The following is a 23,431-nucleotide window of genomic DNA, read 5'->3' as shown; positions in this document are numbered from 1 at the left end:
GATCCCTGAAGGCCATTCCCGGGCGTTGAAAGCCGGTGCATAAGCTGTGCATCGATCGTGCACAAGCCATCGATGCGCCTGGGCCCTGTTTTCTGTCCACTTTTCATCCCGGCACCGTACAACAGCTATGCACAAGAAAAAGGCCGCGCAATCGATTGATGCCCAAGGGTTTTCCCTTAAAACTGCACTTACCCACAGGGCTTATCCATTAACAGTCTTTATATATACATAAAAGAAACCAAACAGTAAGCCTGCCTGCCAAGGGCACAACTGCTGCTTTGTGTTTGCCTGTGCCAACCCCCCAGCCCCGCCAGCCCCCTCAGAGCGGCCTGTCAGCCCTGCGCGGGATCGTTGCAAGCCTTTACGCATGGCAATGGTTCTTCAGTGGTAACGTGTGCCGGTTTCCGGTACTGCGCAGGCCGCGCCCGGCCTGCCGGCACCGATATCCTCCGATGGAGTTCCCGCCATGAAGCACCCTGCACGCCATCTCTCGCCGCCTGTTGCCCGCCGGGCCTCCCTCCTGCTGCGGCCTGCGCGCAACGGCGCCATCCTCAGCCTGCTGGCCCTGGCCTGGGCTGGGCCAGTCCAGGCGGGCGCGGCCCAGCCGGCCGGCATCCGGGCCGTCACCCTGTCATCCGGCGGTGTCGCGGAAATTCAGCGGCAACTGCCCGTCGATGCCCAGGGCCATGCCCGGATGGAAGTCCCGCTCGCGCAGGTCAATGACATCCTCAAAAGCCTGCTGGTCAGGGACAGCAAAGGCAGCCTGGCAGGCGTCACGCTGGATGGCCTGGAAACCGGGGAAGAGACTTTCCGCGCCTTGCCTTTCAAAGCGGACGATTTAGTTTCCATTCCCCGCCTGGCCGCTGCCCTGCAGGGCATACGGGTGCAGGCAAGCTCAGGGGGACGCAGTGTGGAGGGCGCAGTGCTGGGGGTCGCAACGGAAGCGGCCGCAGCGGGCAATGACGGCCGCCAAACCCAGGAATACCTGTTGTCTGTGCTGGACGACCGTGGCCAGATTCAAAGCCTCAGGCTGGGCGCCGATAGCGTGCTTTCCGTGCAGGATGACAAGGTGCGCGAACAATTGCGTCAGGCCAGCCTAGCGGTGGCGCGCCAGAAACGCGACGATAGCCGCACACTGGCCCTGACCCTCGCCCCTGGCCAGGAACGCCTGATCGATCTGTCTTATGTGGTGGCGGCGCCAGTCTGGAAAACGTCCTACCGCCTGCAAACCGATGGCGGCAAACAGGCGCGGCTGCAAGGCTGGGCCATCCTGGAAAACGCCACCGGGGAAGACTGGGAGCAGGTACAGCTGACGCTGACCTCCGGTGCGCCGGTGGTGCTGAGCCAGCGCCTGCACGAGCAATACTGGAACCCCCGTGCGGATGTCCCGGTGACTGTGGGCGCAGGAGAGCGGCCGGCTGTGGATAACCTGGCGGAAGCCAGATATGACGCCCGGGCCGCTATGGGGCTACAGGCAGCGGCACGCGCCCGGCAACGCGAGATGCCAGCCATGGCGCCCCGCCCGGCGCCAGCCCCGGTTGCCATGGAGGCGCTGGGCATGGCGGATGACGGCGGCAATACCGCGCAGACACAGGAAAGCCTGAGCCACGTCAGTTTCACCTTGCCTGGCAAGGTGGACGCGCCCAAGGGCGCGTCACTGGCCCTGCCTTTGCTGGATGCGCCGATTCAGGCGGAAATGCTGGCCATCTACCGGCCCGGCAGCCTGCACCCCGTCAGCGGGCTGGCCTTGCAGAACAACACGAAATCCACCCTGCCGCCAGGTCTGGTGACGGTCTATGACGCCCAGGGCGCCCATGCCGGTGATGCCGAGCTGGCAGGCATTCCGGCAGGCGACAGCCGCCTGCTGCTGTTTGCCGAGGATCGCAAAGTCACGGTGCGCGCGGACAGCCAGCCCGAAGAGCGCATTGCTTCCGTCACGCTGGATGATGGCGTCCTCACCGCCAGCCATGTTGACCGGCGCGTTACCCGCTATGAGATCCAGGGCGCCAGTGATGGCGCCCGCAGTGTGCTGATCGAACACCCCCGCTTGTCCGGCTGGACGCTGACTTCCCCCGCGTTATCCGGGGAAACCGCCACCCATTACCGCCTGCGGGCCGAGGTTGGCGCGGGCGCGAGCAAAACCGTCGAAGCCACGGCAGAACGCGTCTGGGCAGAGCAGGTTGCCTTGATGGATGCGGATGCCCAGGCCTTGCTGGCCTGGTCTGGCCGGATTCCTGACAGCGCGACGGCTGCCCGCCTGAAATCCCTGGCGGATATCCGCCAGCAATGGCATGCCGCCCAGGCGCAGGAAAACAATCTGCGGCAAACGCGCGAGCAAGCGGCGGCCGATCAGGGCCGTATCCGTGAGAATCTGGCGGCCGTCCCGGCGGATAGCGCGCTGGGGCAGCGTTATGCCGGCATGCTGGCCGAACAGGAAGACCGCATTGCGCAATTGGACGAGGCGCTGCTCGCCGCCCGCAAACAAGCCGAGGCCCTGCAGGAAACGTTCCGCAAAACCCTGCGCAGCGCCTGAGCCTGACTGTCTTGACATGAAAAAGGGCCCTGGAAGGCCCTGGAAGCCCCCTCAGGCGGCGTATTTCGCTATCTGAGGGGGAAGTATGCCCTTAGGCTTATTGCGCCGGATAACCGGCTTTTTCGAGCGCGGCCAGCAAGGCTTCCTCGCTGGCCGCGCTTTGCACGCTGACGCGCTTGCTGGCAGGATCGGCCTGAACGACCGCCTGAGGGTCCAGCGCCTTGATGGCCTGGGTGATGGCGGCCGCGCAGCCGCCGCACTTCATACGCGGAATCTGAAACTCTTGCATGGCAATACTCCTGTGTCAGCGCGGCACCCGCCGCTTGAAGGATCACGCTTGAGCGTGTTGATTGCCATCATGAACCTTCTCATAGGGTGAAGGTCAATCCGTTTTCAGACGTTTATTTCTTATCCCGGTGCTTGCCGACCTGATCGCCGACCACGCCGCCTATCGCCGCGCCGCCAACAGTGCCCAACAAGCCGCCGTCACTCATCACGGCCCCGGCTGCGCCGCCAATGGCCGCACCGCCAACCGCACTTTTTTCGCGGCCACTCATGCCGTCCCAGGTGGAACATGCCGCCAGCGTCCCCAGCAATACCGCCAGCGTGCCTGTGCGAAGTATGGATTTAAGGTTCATATCGTTCTCCTCGAACAATCTAGAACAATCTAGCCACTTCAGTATGTCAGATTCTTCGCTTTCAGGTTGTTAAACACGACGAGTACATGTTTCAGCGCGCCACCATGCAGGAGGCATCCCGCTATCACGGCTCAGGCGGGCCAGGCCAATATCGGCCCGGGCGGCTTATCCACAACCCTCTGTGGATAAGCCGCCCGGCTCTCCCGTTCAATCGCAATACGATAAATCCTGGTCCACCGGCCAGATCGCCTTGCCTGTCGCATTGCGCAGTATCCGCGCCCCGCATTCCGCCGCGACCCAGGCCAGCGGCCTTCCCGCGGTATCCAGCAGATAAGACGCCTGCACTGTCGAGGCAACCGCCCGGCCATTCTGGAACGGACTGACGGCCAGATAGAGGGGCGCAATGCGGTAAACCCCCTGGCTATCCACATACCCCGCATACCTGCCATCCGGCCCCATGGCGCCCGCCAGACCGTCATGCAGCATGCCCAGCACATGGTGGTTGCCGCCGACAGGCTTGCCGGTTTTGTCCTGCCAGCGGTAGCCGCCTTCCCTGGCCCTGCTCAGGACGCGTTCGCCATCGAAACCCAGCGCATGGCCTTTGACTGTCGCAATGACTTTGCCGCTGGCATCAGCAAAACGCGTGACGGCTTCACGTTCATCGTCATAGCCCCGGCCGGTCAGATAGGGGGAACCGGGCAGCCACTCCCAATCGCTATCATCCAGGCGGGCAATCCGCTTGCCTGCGGCGTCAAGCAATTCGCTGCCCTCCGGGGCGCGGCGCAGCAGGCGCTGGTCGCGCGCCTGACTCAAAAAGACAGGTGCCGGGGCGACAACCCATTGGCCCTGGCTATCCAGCGCGCCGGCCTGGGCATCGCGCTGTACTTCCAGCCAGTCGCCAATCAGGCTGATTTGCGCGGCACCGGCGGCAAAAGCCGAGCCGTCAGGCCCGACCACCCACGATTCATCGCTGTTGCCTGCCTTGGCATAGCCGTTGTCATACGCTTCTATGTTCAAGGAGCGCAGCGGCGGGGTCAGTATCTTGCCAGCAGAGCTGGCCACCACGGACGGCCATTCGTAGCTGAACGTGCTGTTGCCGGTTTTGCTGCGCAAGATCCAATAGCCCGAAGCGTGCCGTTTGATCTCGTCATACTCCGGCGCGACGGCCCATTGGCCTTGGCCATCTATCAGGCCCAGCGCACCCGCGGCGCTGCGCGCGGGCGCTAGCCCGCCGTCAAACTCGCCGATCTCCAGAAACTGCGGCGCTACCTGCGCTTGCGTGGCGGAAATGCCATCCAGCCCCCAGAGCGAGCCTTCGGCCGCATCCATGACCACCGCCAGATGATCAGGGCCAACGATCCGGACATCGAAGTAATCCGGCAGCGTCCGGCGCTCCCCGTCAGGGGTCAGCAGATAGGCGATGCCTTTGGCATAACCCAGCGCATGGCCATGGCGGAAGTGAGAGATGTGCTGCAAGGGCTCCATCTTCAAGGGGTTGCCCTGCGCGTCCAGCATGACCACGCCATTTTCACTGATGGCGGCGAAACGCAAGGCATCGGCGCCAGGCAGGCTTTCCAGGTCTTCGTCATCGTGCAGCAGAACAACTTCCTGCCAATCGGGGTGGCGCACCGCCCGTCCGTCGCTCAGCAGCAAACCGGCGCCACCTTCTTCGCATTGGCAATAGCCGGTCGTGAGAATGGCCAGGGGCGCGTTTTCAACATTCAGCGTCAGCAAGCGGTAGCTGCTGTTGGCCAGGGTTTCCCGCGCCCTATCATTCAGCAGCCGCCGGCCCTGGTCATCCAGGCTGTTGAGCAGCGTTTGCTGCGCGCTGAACAGCCACAAGCGGCCAGCCTGAAAATCAAATTGCCGGGCCTGCGATAAAGGGTCCTCAGGCGCAATTTTCTGCACCGCGCCTGCCGGGGTGACAATGGCGCTCAGCGTGCCGTCCTCATCCCGCAACAGCAGGTAATCCTCATAGTTATCCATCTGCAACCCCGCGGCGGGCAGCGTCAGCGGCTCGGTCTGACCGGGCTGGTACAAAGTCAGCGTGTCTTCCGTCCGGTATGCCAGCATGTTGCCCTGGAAAGTCAGATTGGACAGTTCACGCTCCGGCAGCGAGGCCAGCAGCACTTCCCCCTTGGCATTCAGCAATTGATAATCGCCATTGCGCCTGGCGCTATCGTCCGCCTCTGCGGCAGGCAGCGCCAGCCAGAAGGCATCACGCAGGGATTCCAGGTGCTCGTAGCGCTGGCTGCCGATCTCACCCGTACGGCCATCCACCAGATACCAGTCATTGCCTTTGCGGGCAGCGCCCATTCCGCCAGGCAAAGCCGCTTCAATGTCGTCATAGGTGGGGCGCACGGCCCAGCGCCAGCTTGCATCCAGCAAACCCTGGCGCTCACCGTCAACGGTGGCGATATAGAACGGGCCGCCATTTTCAGCATTGTCACCGTCATCCCCCAGGCGGGCCAGCACACGCTGCTTGCCATCCACATAGCGGCGCACGCCGGACGGTGACAAATATTCCCGGCGGTAATCGATGATGGCGCGCGCCGGCTTGCCGTGATCCAGCTCGATATGGGCGATGCTGCGCCCCAGGCCTGGCGGCGTGACTGGCTGGCCCCGGGTATCTATCAGCAGCGGGCGGCCATCCGCCTGCACCACGGCGATACCGGCTGCGCTGAAGTCTCCGGCCTGGGCCCACTGCGGGGCCAGCACCCATTGGCCGCGCTTATCGATATACCCCCACAAGCCGTTTTCGCGCACGGCTGCCAGGCCCTGGTGAAATGGACGCGCATCTTCATACTGCGGTGTGATAGCCAGTTGCCCCTGGGCGTCGATATAGCCCCAGCGATGGCCAGGCAGACCGTCAGCGATCGCCTTGTCGGCAAACACCGCCCCGGTATCGGCCAGCAGCATGACGGCAGCCATGCCTTCATGCATGTCCTGCATGCAGCGGTTATCCCCTGCGATCTGGTCGAGGCTGGCGCGGCTGCCATCGTAGGCCGGTTCGACCGGCAGCACGCATGAAGGCGTTTGCTCCTGCGCCAGCGACGGCATGGCCGTTGCGCCCAGGGCAATCAACAAAAGGGTGGCAAGATAAGTCCGGTATGGCATGGTCTGTCATTCAATCTGGCGCTTCTGCGTATGGATCAAGGCCACACGCGGCGCGGTTGCTGGGCAGGCGTTCAGGCGCCAGGCGCAAGGGCGGCAGGGGGAGCGGGAACCGGCGCTGGCGCCTGCGCGCGGACGGGTTCCGGGGGCGGCGGGTCTGCCCGGCTATCGGCAGCGTCCTTCACCAAGTCAGGGCATTGCAACTTGTCTGCTGCAGGCCACAAGACCCGGTCATCCGGCGTGATCACGGCAACGTGGTTGCAAAGCACGCCAAAGTAGGCGATGGCCGCGCCGCTGGTATCTATGTACTGCACCAGGCGCTCACGCCTGACCAGCGCCCGGCCTTCGCTGAAGTCCGAGACCCAGGTGAAGTCCGGCAAAATGGCGTAACGCCCGCTGCGGTCGATATAGCCATAGGCCTTGCCCGCGCGTTCCCGGCGCAAGGCCGCGGCGCGGCCATCTTTCATCGGCCCGAGCTTGTCGAAATAAGCGCCGATGACCCGTTTGCCGGCAGCATCGAGAAAACCGTACTTATGGCTGCGGCCCGGGGAGTAGGGCAACAGGCCTTCCGATGCCGATTCCGCCTCCAGGCTGTAATCACCCTCGACACGGGTGATCACCTGACCCGCCCGGTTCACCAGCAGGCTGTCGCCCTCCTGGTCATACAGCACCAGCCGGTCCATCTCATTCAAAGGCCGGGCATCTCCCAGGGCAGGCAGGACTTTCTTGCCCTGCTCATCCACCAGATAGCTTCCTCCGGTACCCACGGCCCGGGCCAGCCCGGCCGGCTGGACAAAAAAAGGATTGAAATCCGACAAAGTCGGGGCAATACGCCAATTGCCTTTGGCGTCGATGGCGCCCGTGCGGTAATCGCCGCGCACCAGCAGCCAGGTATCCGCACCGGCCACGGAGAGGTTCTGGCTGGGGTGTTCAGGCAAGGCCGACACTTTTCCGGTATTCACATCCAAGACGGCGGCGGCCTTATTTTCCGCCAGCGAGACCAGGAACTTTCCATGGCCAAGATGCCGAACTTCCTCGTTCAGCAGCGGGCCGACCGTGCTGCCATCCGGCCGGTACAGGCGCACCTGGGAAGAAGAACCTGCCTCCTCAACTTGCAGCACCCCGCCAGGCAGCCGGCGGACCGAAGGCGCATATTGCTGGCTGGGCGGAACCAGCCACTTGCCCTGCGTGCCCAACAGCCCCCATTTGCCTTTCTGCTGCGCGCGGGCATATCCCTCGTCGAACGCTTGCAGTTCCTGGAAACCCTCGGCGCTGATATCCCGGCCGGCAGCAATATCCCAAAGGAAGATGCGCTCCTGGCCGTGGCTGTTTTCGGCGCGGTATGCGACCAGCCCGTCTTCCAGGCGAACCATGCCATCAGCCACCTTGGCAGGCAGTTCAACCGGCCGGCCCTGCATGTCTATCAGCACGGCGCTGCGCCAGCCATCCCGGCTGTCATCGAGCAGGGCGCGGGTATAGCCGCCCCGGAACGCTTCCAGATCGCGGTAATCCGGCTCGACCAGCCAATTGCCCTGCGCATCCAGCGCGCCCGTGTGCTGGTTTTCCAAAGTGACGAGCAGCGGGCCGCCTTCATCAGACGCCTGGATATTCCGCCAATCCGCCGCGCTGACAATCTCACCGGCAGCGGTCAGAATGGCAGGCGGCAGGGGCCGCTCATCATTGATGGGATTAAGAATGGCCAGCGGCCAGAAGGAACGGGCGGCGTCCGACACGCGCTGACGGTCGTCGGATAAGACACGCACCGCATACCCATCGAGCAAATCCCGGGTCGCGGGCTGGCGTACCAGGGGAGCAGGGGCGGCCGCTTGATCCTGATCTGCATTGTCAGCATCCGCGGCGCCGGGCGCATCCTGGGCGGCTGGCGCGGCGCCTGGCGTCTTGTCCTGCGCCCGGGCCAGCAGCGGCTGGCCACGGCGGTCATAGACCTGGGCCAGCACACCGGGTTCGCCCAGGCCATAACGGCTAGTGCCTGCCGGGCTTTCACTGAACACCCAGATGCGCTCGTCCCAGACGCGCACGGCTTGATGGGCCAGCGCCAGCGATATTGCCGGCTGGCCATCATTCAGAATATGAATCGCCTGCCCATCACTGACAACCGCAAAATCCCATTCAGGTTTGCGCTGCACGCGCAAATCGTCCCCGGACCAGTGGCCCAATCTTTGCAGATTGGCATCCAGCAGTTCTGTTCCCTGATGGTTGCGGCCCAGCCAGTAGCCCGGCGCCAGAAGATCCAGCGTGGCATAGAGCGTGTCTTTCACTATCTTGCCCTGCAGATCGGCCAGCTGCCACTGGTGGCTTTCCTCGCGGCTGATGGCGGCCAGCTTGCCGTCCGAGACCGGTGCCAGCCGGGATTGCAGGACTTCCGGCGTTGCCAGCCAGTTGCCGTCCTGTTTCAGCAGGCCCCACCGGCCACGGTAATTGGCCTGCCGCGTCTGGGCGGCCAGCCATTGCGGGCTAACCCAGGAATCACGCCCATAGCCGGCTTCCAGCGCGCCGACGGAATCTGGGGCACGCAGCAGGCGGCCGCTGGCAATATGCCAGGCCAGCGGAGCGGATTCCTGCTCCACCATGGCCAGCTCCTGCCCAGGACGAAAGCCCCGGCTGCGCGTGCCCAGGGGAAAGGCTTTGACCGTCTGGCCGCGCCGGTCTATCAATTCGATCCGGTCCTCCATTTCCACAATGGCGGTACCGGCAGCATTAAAGCCTGTGGCGCGTTCAAACGCCGCGTCGATGACCCAGGCGCCGGTACGGTCGATATAACCCCATTTGTCGCCGCGGGCGGCGGCGGCCAGGCCGTTCTGGAATGATTCCGCGTCATCAAAAGCCGGCGCAATCGCCAGTTCGCCCTCGCGGTTCAGATAGCCCCAGGTTGGGTGGTATTCCTGCAAGGAACCGAGCTGCACGGCTGCCAGCCCTTCTGCAAAAGGCCGGTAGCAGTATGCGGCCTCGCCTTCACGGCTGCAGCCGGCATACCAATCGCCATTGGCCTGCGCGGCAGGCATCTGCCCCAGGCCTATCCACAGGCCCGCAGCCAGCCAGGCGGCAGAACGCCTCAGCGGCCGCAACTGCTGGCGGCATCGCATGAAAGGAAAAGTAATCGTCGGGAATCGAGCAGTCATACCGTAACGTCAGGCGAAGATGATGCGCCCGGAACGGAACGCGGAAAGCCGTAAAAATACCTGCTCACCGCCCGGCACTCGGTACTTTTTACGAATACGTTACATTTCTGCAGCCGTTCGGGTGCTGCCGCTGCGCAGCGTTTCCAGCGACTGAATCTGCCGCCCGTCAGCATCGAAATTGGCCGGATCCAGCCACGCCTGGAAGGCCTGCGCCAAGGACGGCCATTCGCTATCCAGAACGGAGAACCAGGCCGTATCCCGGCTGCGGCCGCGCTGCACGGCTGCCTGCCGGAAAATGCCCTCAAAGGTGAAGCCCAAACGCAATGCGGCGGCGCGCGAAGGCTGGTTCAGGCTATTGCACTTCCACTCATAGCGGCGGTAAACCAGGTCATCGAAGATATGACGCATCAGCAGATACTGTGTTTCCGTGGCCGCGCGCGTGCGGCGCAGCGCGGGGGCATAAGCGACAGCGCCCACTTCGATCACGCCATTGGCGGGATCCATGCGCATCAGCGCCACACTGCCCAACACCTGCCCGCTGGCAGGATCGACAATCGCGTAATAGCGTTCAGTCGCCGAAGCCGCCAGGCGTTGCAGCCAGGCCTTGACCTCTTCCGGGGCGCTGGGCGGGTCGGCAGGCAGATACGTCCAGGCACCTGGGCCGGCCGCCGCATAGGCCTGCGCCAGGCTATCGCCATGGCGCCCGGCATCAACCGGCTCCAGCCGGCAATAACAGCCTTCGAGTACCTTGCCCTGCGGCAGGGGGCGGGCGTGCCAATCGGGCAGCTCGCGGCCCAGCGGCTGGCCTTGTTCGTTATGCGTTGCAGTCATGTCTGGCATCCTTTCTGCCGGCGGGATAAGTCTTCCTGCCGATCATAAACGCAGGCCAGGCTTCCCGGGGGCGCACCGGCGCCGTAACGGCAGATACGCATGCATGAATGCCTGCGTATCTGCCCATACATGCATGGCGCCATGAAAAAGCCCCCTGAAGGCAGCTGCCTTCAGGGGGCTTTTTCCGGGGCTTGCGCTATCCGGCCTGATATCCGGCTCAAACCAAGGGCTGGCCCAATACCGGAAGCAAGCGCCTTAGATGTCGATATTGCCTGCCATCAGCGCGTGCTTTTCGATGAAATCGCGGCGCGGTTCGACGTTATCGCCCATCAGCGTGGTGAAAATTTCATCCGCGGCGATGGCATCTTCGATTTCCACACGCAGCAAGCGGCGCACCGTCGGGTCCATGGTCGTTTCCCACAACTGCGAGGGATTCATTTCACCCAGACCTTTATAGCGCTGCTTGCTCAAGCCGCGCTCGGCTTCGGAACGCAGCCACTGCATGACATCGCGGAAGTCTTCCACCGGCGCTTCCTTGCGCTTTTCGCCGTTTCCGCGAGCAATCACGCCGCCTTTGCCCACCAAACCCAGGAAAGTCTGCCCGGCACGCGCCAGCGCGGCATAATCGCTGCCCGCCAGGAAATCGCCATCCAGCACGCTGACACGCACATTGCCATGATGGCGGCGCAGAACCTGCAAACGCGAACGGCCGCTTTCCTCGTCCTTGTCCACCTGGACAGTCACCGCTTCCGGGTCACGCGGATCATGCAGGGCATCCTGCAAACGCTGCGCGGAAGCCTGAGCCTGGGCCTCGTCGGCCAGATTCACACTGACACCTTCGGCAATCGCCGACAACGTCGCTTCATCAAAGCGGCGTGCCAGGCGGGCAATCACGGTATCGGCCAGCACATACTGGTTGGCGAGGTTTTCCAGCGCCGCGCCGGTGATGGGGGCGGCTTCTGCCGCCGGAATCAGCTCGGCATCGCGCAGCGCCAGTTGCAGCATGAACTGGGCTTCTTCGATATCATCCTTCAGATAACGCTCGTCACGGCCGACCTTGACCTTGTAGAGCGGCGGCTGGGCGATGTAAACGTGGCCGCGCGCCACCAATTCCGGCATCTGGCGGTAGAACAGCGTCAGCAGCAGCGTGCGGATGTGCGCGCCGTCCACGTCCGCGTCAGTCATGATGATGATGCGGTGATAGCGCAGCTTGTCGATATTGAAATCGGGGCCGATGCTGGTGCCCAGCGCGGTGATCAGCGTCGCAATCTGTTCGCTGGCGATCAGGCGGTCGAAACGCGCCTTTTCCACGTTCAGCACCTTGCCGCGCAGCGGCAGCACAGCCTGGAACTTGCGGTCACGGCCCTGTTTGGCCGATCCGCCTGCGGAATCACCCTCCACCAGGTAGAGTTCGCACAGCGACGGGTCTTTTTCCTGGCAATCAGCCAGTTTGCCGGGCAGGCCAGCGCCTTCCAGCACGCTCTTGCGGCGCGTCATTTCGCGCGCCTTGCGGGCCGCTTCACGGGCCCGCGCCGCTTCAATGATCTTGCCGCACAGCGCCTTGGCGTCTGCCGGATGCTCCAGCAGCCAGGTTTCCAGTTCGCGCGCCACGGCATCTTCCACCGCGGGACGCACTTCGCTGGATACCAGCTTGTCCTTGGTCTGGCTGCTGAACTTGGGTTCGGGTACCTTCACGGACAGCACGCAGGCCAAGCCTTCACGCATATCATCGCCGGACGTATCGACCTTGGCTTTTTTGGCCAGCTCGTTATCGGCAATGTATTTGTTGAGGACACGCGTCATCGCGGCGCGCAGGCCGGTCAGGTGCGCGCCGCCATCGCGCTGCGGAATGTTATTGGTAAAGCACAGCACGGTTTCGGTGTAGCTGTCGTTCCATTGCATGGCGACATCCACCCCCACCAGCGTGCCGCCCGCGGCAGATTCCGTGGACACGGCAAACACCGTCGGGTGCAACACGGTCTTGCTGCGGTTGATGTATTGCACGAAACCCTGCACACCGCCCGAGAAAGCGAAGTTTTCTTCCTTGCCCTGGCGTTCGTCCACCAGACGGATCTTCACCCCGTTGTTCAGGAAGGACAGTTCGCGCAGACGGCGCGACAGGATTTCGTAGGTGTACTCGATGTTATTGAAGATTTCGCTATCGGCCAGATAGCGCACCGTTGTGCCGCGCTGATCCGTTTCGCCGACCACGGCCAGGGGGGCAACGCGCTCGCCCCGGCGGAATTCGATTTCGTGGTGCTTGCCATCACGGCAGATCGTCAGGCGCAGCCACTCGGACAGCGCGTTCACGCAAGAGACGCCCACGCCGTGCAGACCGCCAGACACCTTATAGGAGTTCTGATCGAACTTGCCGCCAGCGTGCAGCTCGGTCATGACGATTTCAGCCGCGCTGCGGCCGTACTCGTCATCCTTGTGGATGTCCGTCGGAATGCCGCGGCCATTGTCGGACACGGAAATCGAGTTGTCCGAATGGATGGTGACGACGATGTCATCGCAATAGCCCGCCAGGGCTTCGTCGATAGCGTTGTCCACCACCTCGAACACCATATGGTGCAAGCCTGTGCCGTCGGAGGTATCGCCGATGTACATGCCCGGGCGCTTGCGCACGGCCTCCAGGCCTTTGAGCATCTTGATCGAGTCGGAACCGTAGCCGGCGTTGTTGGCGGAATTCTGCTGTTGATCTGACATAGTCTCGGATACAAAAAGATTGCGGCCGGCGTATCGCTACCGGCCAGGGCGCAGGGCAGGGGAACAGGCGGCGCTTCATGGGCGCGCGCCGTTCCTGTCGCGCCTAGATGCGCATGGGCATGACGACGTACTTGAATTGCTCGTCGTCAGGCAGCGTGATGAGAGCCGAGGCATTGGAATCCGGCATGACGGACCAGCGCACCTGTTCGGTCTTCATGTTGGACAGCACGTCCAGCAGGTAGGTCACGTTGAAGCCGACATCCAGCGCCTCGTGCGAATAATCGACGTCCAGTTCTTCCTGCGCTTCTTCCTGTTCGGCGTTAGTTGCCGAGATTTTCAGCAGATTGTCGCTCAATTGCAGGCGAACGCCCTTGAACTTGTCGGTCGTGAGGATAGCGGCGCGTTGCAGGCTGCCCAGCAGCAATTCACGGTTGATCGTGAAGTGGCGGGTATAAGACGTCGGGATCACCCGGGTGAAATCCGGGAATTTGCCTTCCACCAGCTTGGATACCAGCTCGATATCACCGAAGCGGAAGCGGATCTGGCCGGCGGCGACATCCACCTGAACCGGCGTGTCGCTGTCGTCGAGCAAACGCTGCATTTCCAGCACGGTCTTGCGCGGCACAATGACTTCCTGGCGCGCTTCAATGCCATCGGCGCCCGTGGCACAGTGCGCCAGGCGGTGGCCATCGGTAGCGACCGCACGCACCTGGCCCGGTTCAAAGACCAGCAGCATGCCGTTCAGGTAGTAGCGGATATCCTGCTGCGCCATGGCGAAATGCACCATATTGAACAGGTGGCGCAGAGTCTTCTGCGGCAGGCTCAGGGAAACATCCCACTTTTCCGGCTGGGCCAGCGTGGGGTATTCGGTAGCTGCCAGGGTTTGCAACGCAAAGCGGCTCTTGGCGGCCTGAACCGTCAATTTATTGTCTTTCTGGGTAAAGCGGACTTCGTCGCTGCCAGGCAAAGCGCGCAAAATATCGACCAGCTTGCGGGCAGCCACCGTGGTTGCGGCGGTTTCCGGCCCAACGCCGAAATCGGCATGGGTGGTAATCTGCACTTCGAGATCCGTGGCGATGAAGGAGACGCGCTCGCCTTCCTTACGCAGCAGGATGTTCGCAAGAATGGGCAAAGTGTGGCGGCGTTCTACGATGCCGGCCACCACGGACAGCGGCTTGAGCAGGGTGTCTCGCGATGTCTGGACCAGTTGCATGATCATCCTTTCAGAGTTTGTTCCAATACGTGCAGGGTGTGATTGAGTTCTGCCTGTTTTGTGCGGGCTTCCGAGATTTTACGCACTGCATGCAAGACAGTGGTGTGATCCCGGCCGCCAAACAGATCACCGATCTCCGGCAGGCTCTTCTGGGTCAGCTCCTTGGCCAGGTACATCGCCACCTGGCGCGGCATCGCAATATTGGCAGGACGGCGTTTGGAATACATGTCCGCCACTTTAATCTTGTAATAATCCGCTACGGTTTTCTGGATATTTTCCACCGTGATCTGCCCGTTGGACACCGACAGCAGATCTTTCAGCGCATCTTTGCAGATTTCCACCGTCAGCACTTCACGACCATGGAAACGGGCATAGGCCAGCACCTTGCGCAGCGCCCCTTCCAATTCGCGCACGTTGCTGCGCAAATGCTTGGCAATGAAAAACGCGACTTCTTCGGGCATGCGCATGCCTTCCGTATCGGCCTTGCGCAACAGGATCGCGACGCGCATTTCCAATTCCGGCGGCTCGATGGCGACCGTCAGGCCGGAATCGAAGCGCGAGATCAGGCGGTCTTCAATACCGGACAGTTCCTTCGGGTAGGTATCGCTGGTAATGATGATCTGCTTGCGCTTGGCCACCATTGCCTCGAAGGCATAGAAGAACTCTTCCTGCGTGCGGTTCTTGCCCGAAAAGAACTGAATATCGTCGATCAGCAGCAGATCCAGCGAATGGTAGTAACGCTTGAATTCATCAAACGCCTTGCGCTGGTAGGCCTTCACGACGTCGGACACGTATTGGTCCGCATGCACATAGCGCACCCGCACGCCCGTCCCGGCCTGCACCATGGCATTGCCGATGGCGTGGATCAAGTGGGTCTTGCCCAGGCCTACCCCGCCATAAAGGAACAGCGGGTTATAGGACACGCCGGGGTTTTCCGCGACTTGCAAGGCAGCGGCGCGCGCCAGCTGGTTGGCCTTACCCGTCACGAAGTTGTCGAAGGTCAGCTCGGTATTGAGGCGCGAGCGCTCGTAGGCCGGATCCACCGTTTCCACAACAGGCGGCGGCGCCACCGGTGCTTGCGCGGCTTGCGGCGCGGCAGCATGGGCCATGCCTGCCGGAGCAGGCGCGGCGACCGATGGCCGCGCGGCCAGAGGGGCACGGGCGGTATGGGTCGCCAGTTCGAACTGAACCTGCACAGGGCGCTGAAACCAATCACTGGCCAGGCTTTCGATCTGTGTAGAAAAGTTCTTGCGGACCCAGTCCAGTTTGAAGCGGTTAGGCGCGGCAATACGCAGCAAGGATGTCTCCTCCTCGAACGCGATAGGCGCAAGAGGGCGTATCCATGCACTGATCTGCTGAGGGGGGAGGTCCTGCTCCAAGCGCTGGACACAGGTCTGCCAGAATTCGTTCATTTCATTTGCGATCCAAACCTCGATTCTAGCGCGTCACGGCGAAGTTATCCACAGGATGATGTGTATAGGGCAGTGGTTTTCCTTTGGATAAGGTTTGCCGCCAGTGTTTTTTACCGTGCAATCCAGCGCCATGCCAGCCTTGGGCGCAAGATTCCGGCCCCTCTCGTAAATCATCGACCTGTCATTGATTTTTCCAATCCGAGGCCGCGCCGATGTGAAAAAGTCAGCCCGGCGTCATGGCCAGCCAACGCCGCCGCAGCGAAAAAATGCGCCAAGGCTCAATAAATGAGCAACTGCGTCCTGACGGCCTGTCCACCTGGCCCGCCGCAGCCCGTCCACCCGCCCGGGACTCAAGGCAAATCCCCTGCCGCAACAGGCATCTGCGGCAGGGCAACGCATCACTCGAACAACAGCCCCCAGCCTAAAAGCCACCAACCCATTGACTCCCAACGCATTCTTTGCTGAAATAGTGGGCTTTTCCGAATTCCATTTTCCAGACTGCCGGTTTCCATGGGTGTTTGCCTTCAATCCGGCCGCTGCTCTTTTTAGGTTCCGACCATGAAACGCACCTTCCAGCCTTCCGTTACCCGCCGCAAGCGCACCCACGGTTTCCGTGTCCGCATGAAGACGCGTGCTGGCCGCGCTATCATCAATGCACGCCGTGCCCGCGGCCGCAAGCGCCTCGCCGTCTAAGGTGCCGCACGCCGGCATGGCCGGCGCACCTCGCGGTGTTGACTGCGCAGCGGCCCAGGCCGCGCCAGTCCGGGCGACAGCGCCCGCGCCAGCTCAGTCCGCAGCGGAAATTTCCGCTAGCTTTCCCCCCTCAGCCAGACTGCATAGTCCCGATGAGTTCGCTCCGGCGCTCAAGGGCAGGCGGGTGGCACGGGGGGCTTTGCTCGTCCTGACATCGGTTGATGCATCTGCCGGGCTTGCCCGGCTAGGGCTGGTCATACCCAAGCGCCATGCTGCCAGGGCGGTCACGCGCAATACCATCAAGCGGGTAGTGCGCGATGTCTTCCGCCATTTGCGTCATCGTCTGCCGCCGCGTGATTTCGTCGTCCGGCTGCACAGCAAAGCGCCCCTGGTGTCGCTGAGCGAGCTGAAACGCCAGATACGCGCCGAAGCCGAAGCGCATTTCCAGCGAGCCATTCCATGCTCAAGAAACTCCTGATTGCTCCGATCAGGTTCTACCGTTTCTTCCTGAGCCCCTGGATCGGCCGCCAATGCCGCTTCACCCCGAGCTGTTCCGCCTATGCCATCGAGGCCATAGAAACCCACGGCGCCTGTAAAGGCCTGTGGCTGGCCGCGCGCCGCATAGGCCGTTGCAACCCCTGGTCGCATGGCGGCCTGGATCCGGTGCCGCCGCACTCAAGGCATGCCTGCTGTGCCTGCGAGGCGCACGGCCCGTCCCAGGAAACCCATGCCACCTCGTCCGGCACAGTGCCGGATACCGCCCCGGCACGCACTCAGCCGGCCTCTTCCGCACAAAGTCCGCCATAAAAGCCTGCCCCGGCATCAAGCTACGTTAAACTGGCACGCTTTGCTGCGATACGCACCCACCCTTTCTGCATGCGCCAATGGATATCCGACGTACCATCCTGTGGATGATTTTCCTGTTCTCGCTGCTGCTGTTATGGAATAACTGGCAGGTTCATAACGGCAAGTCTTCGCTGTTCGCTCCGTCGAGCACCGAAGCCGCAGCGACAGCCCCGGACGCCTCCGCGCCGGCCACGCCCGCTGACGCCAGCGTCCCTGTCAGTGCCGCGCCCACGCCGCCTGCTGCTGCCAGCCTGCCTGGCGCTGCGCCTGCGGCCGCCGCAACGGCCGACAGCAAGCCCGTCACCATCGACAACGGCGTGCTGCGCCTGGACTTCGACCTGAACGGCGCGCAAATCGTGCGCGGCGCCTTGCTGAAATTCCAGGACTCCGAAGACGAGACCCGCCCGGAAATGCTGCTGGATAACGTCCAGAGCAATTACTACGTGGTGCAAACGGGTGCCGTCGGCAGCGTCAACGGTGTTGCGTTCCCCAATCACCTGACGCCCTTCGCGCTGGTCAGCCACACCCAGGCTGCCGATGGTTCTCAGGTCGTGGTGTTCGAAGCCGAATCCGGCGGCGCCGTGCTGCGCAAGACCTATACGCTGCAACAGGGCCGCTACGATATCCACGTGCGCCATGAAGTGATCAACCGCTCCGAACAGGCGATTACTCCTTCGCTGTACCTGCAGATCACCCGTGACGGCAACAATCCGCCCAACACGTCCAGCTTCTACAGCACCTTCACCGGCCCGGCTGTCTATTCCGACGCCGAGAAATTCCAGAAGGTGAGCTTCTCCGATATCGAGAAGAACAAGGCCAAGTACGAGCGCGAGACCAATAACGGCTGGATCGGCATGGTTCAGCACTACTTCGTCACCGCCTGGGTGCCGCCGGAAGGCACGCTGCGCAAAAACGAACTGGTGCAAATTCAGCCCAATCTCTATACCGCACGCACCATCGAATCGCTGGGCGCCATCGCTCCCGGTGCTTCCGCCGGCATGGACGCGCAACTGTGGGTTGGCCCGCAGGACCAGAAGGCGCTGTCTGAAGTCGCGCCGGGCCTGGACCTGGTGGTGGACTACGGCTGGCTGACCATCATCGCCAAACCGCTGTTCGTGCTGCTGACCTGGCTGCACAGCCTGCTGCACAACTGGGGCTGGTCCATCGTCGCCCTGACGGTGCTGATCAAGCTGCTGTTCTTCCCCTTGGCTTCGGCCAGCTACCGTTCCATGGCGCGCATGAAGAATGTCGCGCCGCGCCTGCAGGCGCTGAAGCAGAAGTACGGCGATGACCGTGCCAAGCTGAATGCCGCCATGATGGAGCTGTACCGCACCGAGAAGATCAATCCGCTGGGCGGCTGCCTGCCCATGATCGTGCAGATTCCCGTGTTCATCGCGCTCTACTGGGTGTTGCTGGCCAGCGTGGAAATGCGTGACGCGCCGTGGATTCTGTGGGTTCACAACCTGGCTGCGCCGGATCCCTTCTTCATCCTGCCCGCCGTCATGATGCTGACCATGTTCGTGCAGATCAAACTGAACCCCACGCCGCCGGATCCCATCCAGGCCAAGGTCATGATGATTATGCCGCTGGTGTTCGGCGGGATGATGTTCTTCTTCCCTGCCGGTCTGGTGCTGTACTGGTGCGTCAACAACGCCCTGTCCATTACCCAGCAATGGGTCATCACCCGCAAGATCAACAAGGCCAACTCCAAGGCGGCCAATAGCTGATCCCGATGCGCAGGCAAGGGCCGGTCCTGAAGACCGGCCCCGCAAAAAAAGGGCTGGAGATATCTCCAGCCCTTTTTTATTTTCCGCGCCGTCCGCGCAGCTCAGGCTGACAGCGCCCGCCCGGCCCAGGGCGGCGCAATACGGTCAGAGCACCGTGATCACTTGCTCTTGCGGCAAGCGCGACTTGGGCAGCTGGGCGTTGAAATCCGTATCGCTGTGATACCCCAGCGCCACCATCACGACGCTGCTGTAGCCCTGGGCGCGCAGCCCGAATTCCTCGTCGATGGTACGGAAATCGAAACCCTCGATAGGCGTGGCATCCACACCCAGCGCCGCTGCCCCCAGCAGCAAAGTGCCGGCCGCCAGGTACACCTGCTTTTCCATCCAGTGCTGCTCGTCTTTCTGCTCGTAGCGGTGCAGGTTGACATAGGACTGACGGGATTTGCGCTGATTCTCGCGCGCCTCGTCACTCGCAAAGCGGCCATCCTTCTGCTCCTGCGCCAGAACATCGGCCAGATGCTGGTCATCCATGCGCTGGCGGGCGCAGAGCACCACCACATGGGAAGCATCACGCACCTTGCTGGCGTTATACGCAAAATTGCCTTCCAGCCGCGCAGCGATGCGATCCCGCGCTTCGTCGCTGGCTGCCACCAGGAAATGCCAGGGCTGGGAGTTCACGGAAGAAGGGCTGGAACGCAGCAAGGTCAGCAAGGCATCCAGCTGTTCTGGCGCCAGCCGCCGGTTGGCATCATAGGCTTTGGTGGCATAACGGGTACGCACCGCATCAACCAGCGTCCGGGACGCTGCGGACAAGGGCACCTGCTTGGCATCAGTCGCAGTAGGGGCAGACATCATGAAACTCCTGGAAGAAACAAAAGAGGCTGGAAGAAATTGATTATAGGCACCTGCCGATGCCAATCAGCCGATACGGCAGCCCCATGAGCAATTTCGCGGTGCCGGTGTTCCATGCTATGTTGACGGACTATGCGACACGGGGTGTCCCTGGCCAAACCAGGGGCTGAGATGACACCCGTAGAACCTGATCCAGTTCACACTGGCGAAGGGATGTCCAGGCGCATCCGGCCCAAGTGGCCCCACGCCGTCGTCCTCTTCGCCCTTTCCGGGGGAGAGGGCCATGCCCCACCACAGCAATACGACTCCCAATCTTGACCAGCAGATCGTCCTCGTCACCGGCGGCGCGCGCGGGCTGGGGGCTGCCATCAGCCGGGCCTTCCTGGCCGCTGGCGCCAAAGTGGTCATCAACTACCACAATAGCCGCGACGCGGCGCAGGCCTTGGCTGCCAGCGCCCCGCAACAAGCGCTGGCGCTGCAAGCCGACGTCCGCGACGCTGCCGCTGTGCGCCAGCTGTTCGAAAGCGCCCAGGCCCATTTTGGCGGCAGCATTACCACCGTCGTCAATAATGCCTTGCCCAGCTTCAGCTTCAACGGCGATGCCCGGCCCCATGCCGACCAGCTGACCTGGGAACAATTGCAGCAACAGGCGGAAGGCGCGCTGCGCGGCGCGCTCAACACCATGCAGGCGGCCTTGCCCGGCATGCGCGCCGCCCGCTATGGCCGTATCGTCAATATCGGCACCAACCTCGTGCAGAATCCGGTCGTGCCCTATCACGACTACACCGCCGCCAAGGCGGCGCTGCTGGCTTTCACCCGCACGCTGTCGCAAGACCTCGGCCCGGACGGCATCACCGTCAATATGGTGTCTGGCGGCCTGCTGCGCACCACCGACGCATCCTCTGCCACCCCTGAAGCCGTGTTCGACCTGATCGCCGCGAACACCCCCCTGCGCAGCGTGACTGAGCCTGCGGAACTGGCGGACGCCGTGCTGTTCTTCGCATCGCCCTGGGCACGCGCCATCACCGGGCAAAACCTGGTGGTTGATGGCGGCCTGGTGAAAAACTGAGGCCAGTACAAATCATGATGCACCTGAATCTGTTCATTCTCGGCTGCGGCCACCACCGCGCCGCCTGGCGCCACCCGGCCTCATCGGTCGAGCGCATGGGAGATATCCGCTATTACGAAGAACTGGCGCGGCTGGCCGAACGCGGCAAGCTGGACGCCGTCTTCTTCGCCGATGGCCAGGCCGCCGGCAATGTCGCGGACGGCCCTTACTGGTTCCTCGAACCCCTGACCATGCTGTCTGCCATGAGCCGCGCCACCGAGCGCGTGGGCCTCATCAGCACCGTTTCCAGCACCTTCTTCACCCCGTTCCATGCTGCCCGCATGGTGGCCTCGCTGGATCATATCTCCGGCGGCCGCATCGGCTGGAACGTGGTGACGTCAATGTTCGACACCGAAGCCCGCAACCACGGCTACGAAGCCATGCCGCCGCACGAATGGCGTTACGAGCGCGCGGAAGAATTTGTCGATGCCGTGCTGGCTCTCTGGAATTCCTGGGACGCCGATGCCCTCAAATTCGACCGGGCAGGGGACTTCGCCGACGCGGCCAAAGTGCGCCCGGTCAAGCATCATGGCAAACATTTCCTGGTTGATGGCCCGCTGACGGTGCCGCCCATGCCGCAGCGCCATCCGGTCCTGTTCCAGGCTGGCGCCTCCGACCAGGGGCGGGATCTGGCGGCGCGCCGCGCCGAAGCCATTTACGCTGTCGCCTATGACCTGCCTGCCGCCCAATCCTACTATCGGGACATCAAGCGCCGCGTGCGCGAAGCCGGGCGCACGGAAAATGTGCCCATCATGCCTGGCCTGGTGACCTATGTCGGCTCCACCGAAGCAGAAGCCCGCGCCAAGCAGCGCGAACTGGATGAACTGCTGCCCAGCGAAGCCTCGCTGCGCCAGCTGGAAACCTTCATTTACCAGGACTGCATGAACTGGGAGCTGGACGCCCCGGTGCCGCCTTTGCCGCCGCTGGAAACCTTCCCCGGCCCCAAAGGGCGCTACGGCACCATTCTGCGCATCATCGAAAAAGAACAGCCCACCCTGCGCCAGCTGCTGGGCCGGCTGGCGGCAGGCGGCGGCCACTGCACCATGATAGGCACTCCGGAAAGCATTGCCGATGAAATGGAGCACTGGTTCCGCAATGAAGGTGCCGACGGCTTCAACCTGATGCCTCCCGCGCTGCCGGCCAGCATCGAAGACTTCATCGAGCAGGTTGTGCCTGTCCTGCAAAAGCGCGGCCTGTTCCGCAAGGAATACGAAGGCAAAACCTTGCGCGACCACCTGGGCCTGGCCAAACCGGCCTGCTGAATGCGCGCCAGCCTGGCTCAGCCTGGCCAGACAGTGCTGCCAACGTACGGCCATGAAGCACTGCCAAAGCGCTGCCATCACGCACATGGGCAACCCCGCCCATGTGCGCGCCCTCGCCATCCAGGCTTCACTCCTGCGGCCGGCCCGGCCCCACGCCTTGCGGGGGCTTCGCTGCCGCTGGCCCGCAGCATGGTGCCCGCGTGGCTGCGGATAGCTTGCCCACAAACTATCCACAACCCCTCCACAGGGTTACGCACAGCTAGCGCACAAGGTTTTCCATAGACTTACCCACAAGCCGGCCAACCCTGCAGCCGGCCAGCGCACGCCCGCTCGTGCTGAACGCTTTAGCAAACACCTTGCCCAGCACTTTGCAGAGCGCCCGGCTGTCTGGCCTCTGGCGCATGACGTTGCAGTATCCGCACAGACAACTCAAATAATGTTGAGATCGTGTCTTATTTTCATGTATCTTAATATGCAGCGTTGGCTTCCTTTTGCGAATACTGCCATGACACCCATTGATTCGCTGCGCCAGCAGACCCTGTCTGACCTCTACCATGCGCATCACAGCTGGCTGATCTCCCTGCTGCGACGCAAGCTGGGGCGTGACGGCGATGCCGCAGCCGACCTGGCGCAGGATGCCTTCCTGCGCTTGATGCGTATAGACCTGACCCCGGTTCTGGCAGCGCCGCGCTCCTATCTCACCGTCGTGGCCGACAGCCTGATCGTCAGCCGCCACCGGCGCGCCCGGCTCGAACGCGCCTATCTGGAAGCCCTGGCCGCCCAGCCTGACCAATACGCGCCATCCGTCGAAACCCGCTGCATCGTCATGGAAACCCTGGAAGCGCTATGCGCCATGGTGGAAAACTTCGATCTGCGCACCCGGCGCATTTTCCTGCTGGCCCAACTTGAAGGCCTGAGCTACCCGGAAATTGCCGAACGCCTGGGACTGCATCTGAGCGCCATCAAACGTGACATGAGCAAAGCCTACCTGCAGTGCTACCGCATCGCCTACGGAGCCTGATCCATGCGAGCCTTGCTCAGCCTGCCCGCCACGGCCCGCCAACCCGATGAAAGCATTGTTTCCGCCGCCATCGACTGGCTGATCCGCCTGCGCTGCGAAGAGGGCGCGGATCTTCGCGCCGCCTGTCAGCGCTGGCGCGCGCAACACCCGGACCATGAACTGGCCTGGCAGCGCATCACCGCGCTGGACGCCGATTTCGGCAAACGCCGCCAGCAGCTAGACGGCCTGGCCGCAAGCAGCGCCGTCGAACAGATATTGCGCCGCGACGGGCGCCGCCAGGCCTTGAAAAAAGGCGGCATCGGGCTGTCCTGTCTGTTGCTGCTTGCCGCCTG

The 23,431-nt window shown here is 62.8% G+C and carries 17 protein-coding genes, 1 pseudogene and 1 riboswitch; of the genes and pseudogenes, 9 read left to right on the top strand and 9 right to left on the bottom strand.

Features of this window, described 5'->3' with window-relative positions:
* Positions 1–466 precede the first annotated feature (466 nt).
* Positions 467–2,533 (top strand): DUF4139 domain-containing protein, encoded by a 2,067-nt coding sequence (locus ACTJGZ_RS05330; RefSeq protein ID WP_441661906.1) that lies wholly within the window; start codon positions 467–469, stop codon positions 2,531–2,533.
* Positions 2,534–2,630: 97 nt separating this feature from the next.
* Here ACTJGZ_RS05330 and ACTJGZ_RS05325 read toward each other — a convergent pair whose 3' ends face one another.
* The 8 genes from ACTJGZ_RS05325 to dnaA all read right to left on the bottom strand — a co-directional run bounded on the left by ACTJGZ_RS05325 (position 2,631) and on the right by dnaA (position 15,590).
* Positions 2,631–2,822 carry a heavy-metal-associated domain-containing protein gene (locus tag ACTJGZ_RS05325; RefSeq protein ID WP_441661905.1) on the bottom strand — a complete coding sequence of 64 codons (192 nt, stop codon included), beginning with the start codon at positions 2,820–2,822 and terminating at the stop codon, positions 2,631–2,633.
* A 112-nt stretch (positions 2,823–2,934) separates the two neighbouring features.
* The gene (locus ACTJGZ_RS05320) at positions 2,935–3,171 is read right to left on the bottom strand and encodes a glycine zipper 2TM domain-containing protein (RefSeq protein WP_441661904.1); all 237 of its coding nucleotides are present in this window, start codon (positions 3,169–3,171) and stop codon (positions 2,935–2,937) included.
* 207 nt (positions 3,172–3,378) lie between these two features.
* A complete protein-coding gene (locus ACTJGZ_RS05315) occupies positions 3,379–6,288 on the bottom strand; it encodes a WG repeat-containing protein (RefSeq protein ID WP_441661903.1) in 2,910 nt (969 codons plus the stop codon).
* A 71-nt stretch (positions 6,289–6,359) separates the two neighbouring features.
* Positions 6,360–9,425, bottom strand: a complete 3,066-nt coding sequence (locus tag ACTJGZ_RS05310; RefSeq protein ID WP_441661902.1) for a WG repeat-containing protein — start codon at positions 9,423–9,425, stop codon at positions 6,360–6,362.
* A 99-nt stretch (positions 9,426–9,524) separates the two neighbouring features.
* The gene (locus tag ACTJGZ_RS05305) at positions 9,525–10,256 is read right to left on the bottom strand and encodes a GNAT family N-acetyltransferase (protein ID WP_441661901.1); all 732 of its coding nucleotides are present in this window, start codon (positions 10,254–10,256) and stop codon (positions 9,525–9,527) included.
* Between the two features lie 255 nt (positions 10,257–10,511).
* Positions 10,512–12,965, bottom strand: coding sequence for a DNA topoisomerase (ATP-hydrolyzing) subunit B (gyrB, locus tag ACTJGZ_RS05300; RefSeq protein WP_441661900.1), 2,454 nt, complete (start codon positions 12,963–12,965; stop codon positions 10,512–10,514).
* 103 nt (positions 12,966–13,068) lie between these two features.
* Positions 13,069–14,178 (bottom strand): DNA polymerase III subunit beta, encoded by a 1,110-nt coding sequence (gene dnaN / locus ACTJGZ_RS05295; RefSeq protein ID WP_441661899.1) that lies wholly within the window; start codon positions 14,176–14,178, stop codon positions 13,069–13,071.
* A gap of 2 nt (positions 14,179–14,180) precedes the next feature.
* Complete coding sequence (dnaA, locus tag ACTJGZ_RS05290) at positions 14,181–15,590, bottom strand: chromosomal replication initiator protein DnaA (RefSeq protein WP_441661898.1); 1,410 nt, start codon at positions 15,588–15,590, stop codon at positions 14,181–14,183.
* Positions 15,591–16,148: 558 nt separating this feature from the next.
* Between dnaA and rpmH the strand changes: the two genes are divergently transcribed.
* The 4 genes and pseudogenes from rpmH (at position 16,149) to yidC (ending at position 18,856) form a co-directional block, all read left to right on the top strand.
* A complete protein-coding gene (rpmH, locus tag ACTJGZ_RS05285) occupies positions 16,149–16,283 on the top strand; it encodes a 50S ribosomal protein L34 (protein WP_441661897.1) in 135 nt (44 codons plus the stop codon).
* A gap of 109 nt (positions 16,284–16,392) precedes the next feature.
* A complete protein-coding gene (gene rnpA / locus ACTJGZ_RS05280; RefSeq protein ID WP_441661936.1) occupies positions 16,393–16,761 on the top strand; it encodes a ribonuclease P protein component in 369 nt (122 codons plus the stop codon).
* Positions 16,743–16,991: pseudogene (yidD, locus tag ACTJGZ_RS05275) on the top strand (membrane protein insertion efficiency factor YidD); the annotation flags it as partial. The gene rnpA and the pseudogene yidD, both read left to right, overlap by 19 nt.
* Positions 16,992–17,167: 176 nt before the next feature.
* Positions 17,168–18,856 carry a membrane protein insertase YidC gene (yidC, locus tag ACTJGZ_RS05270; RefSeq protein WP_441661896.1) on the top strand — a complete coding sequence of 563 codons (1,689 nt, stop codon included), beginning with the start codon at positions 17,168–17,170 and terminating at the stop codon, positions 18,854–18,856.
* Positions 18,857–19,000: 144 nt separating this feature from the next.
* Here the strand turns inward: yidC and nfsB are convergent, their stop codons facing one another.
* The gene (nfsB, locus tag ACTJGZ_RS05265) at positions 19,001–19,708 is read right to left on the bottom strand and encodes an oxygen-insensitive NAD(P)H nitroreductase (protein WP_441661935.1); all 708 of its coding nucleotides are present in this window, start codon (positions 19,706–19,708) and stop codon (positions 19,001–19,003) included.
* 130 nt (positions 19,709–19,838) lie between these two features.
* Positions 19,839–19,939: riboswitch (TPP riboswitch) on the top strand.
* Between the two features lie 52 nt (positions 19,940–19,991).
* Here nfsB and ACTJGZ_RS05260 point away from each other — a divergent pair.
* The 4 genes from ACTJGZ_RS05260 to ACTJGZ_RS05245 all read left to right on the top strand — a co-directional run.
* Complete coding sequence (locus ACTJGZ_RS05260) at positions 19,992–20,777, top strand: 3-oxoacyl-ACP reductase (RefSeq protein WP_441661895.1); 786 nt, start codon at positions 19,992–19,994, stop codon at positions 20,775–20,777.
* Between the two features lie 14 nt (positions 20,778–20,791).
* Complete coding sequence (locus ACTJGZ_RS05255) at positions 20,792–22,078, top strand: LLM class flavin-dependent oxidoreductase (RefSeq protein ID WP_441661894.1); 1,287 nt, start codon at positions 20,792–20,794, stop codon at positions 22,076–22,078.
* 505 nt (positions 22,079–22,583) lie between these two features.
* The gene (locus ACTJGZ_RS05250) at positions 22,584–23,099 is read left to right on the top strand and encodes a sigma-70 family RNA polymerase sigma factor (protein ID WP_441661893.1); all 516 of its coding nucleotides are present in this window, start codon (positions 22,584–22,586) and stop codon (positions 23,097–23,099) included.
* Positions 23,100–23,102: 3 nt separating this feature from the next.
* Positions 23,103–23,431 (top strand): FecR/PupR family sigma factor regulator (locus ACTJGZ_RS05245; RefSeq protein WP_441661892.1); only part of this gene is annotated, 329 nt, incomplete at its 3' end.

The organism is Kerstersia sp., assembly GCF_052103615.1.
Taxonomy (GTDB): Bacteria; Pseudomonadota; Gammaproteobacteria; order Burkholderiales; family Burkholderiaceae_B; genus Kerstersia.
The sequence above is the reverse complement of the archived record's forward strand: the minus strand, read 5'-3'. Positions and strand labels throughout refer to the sequence as shown.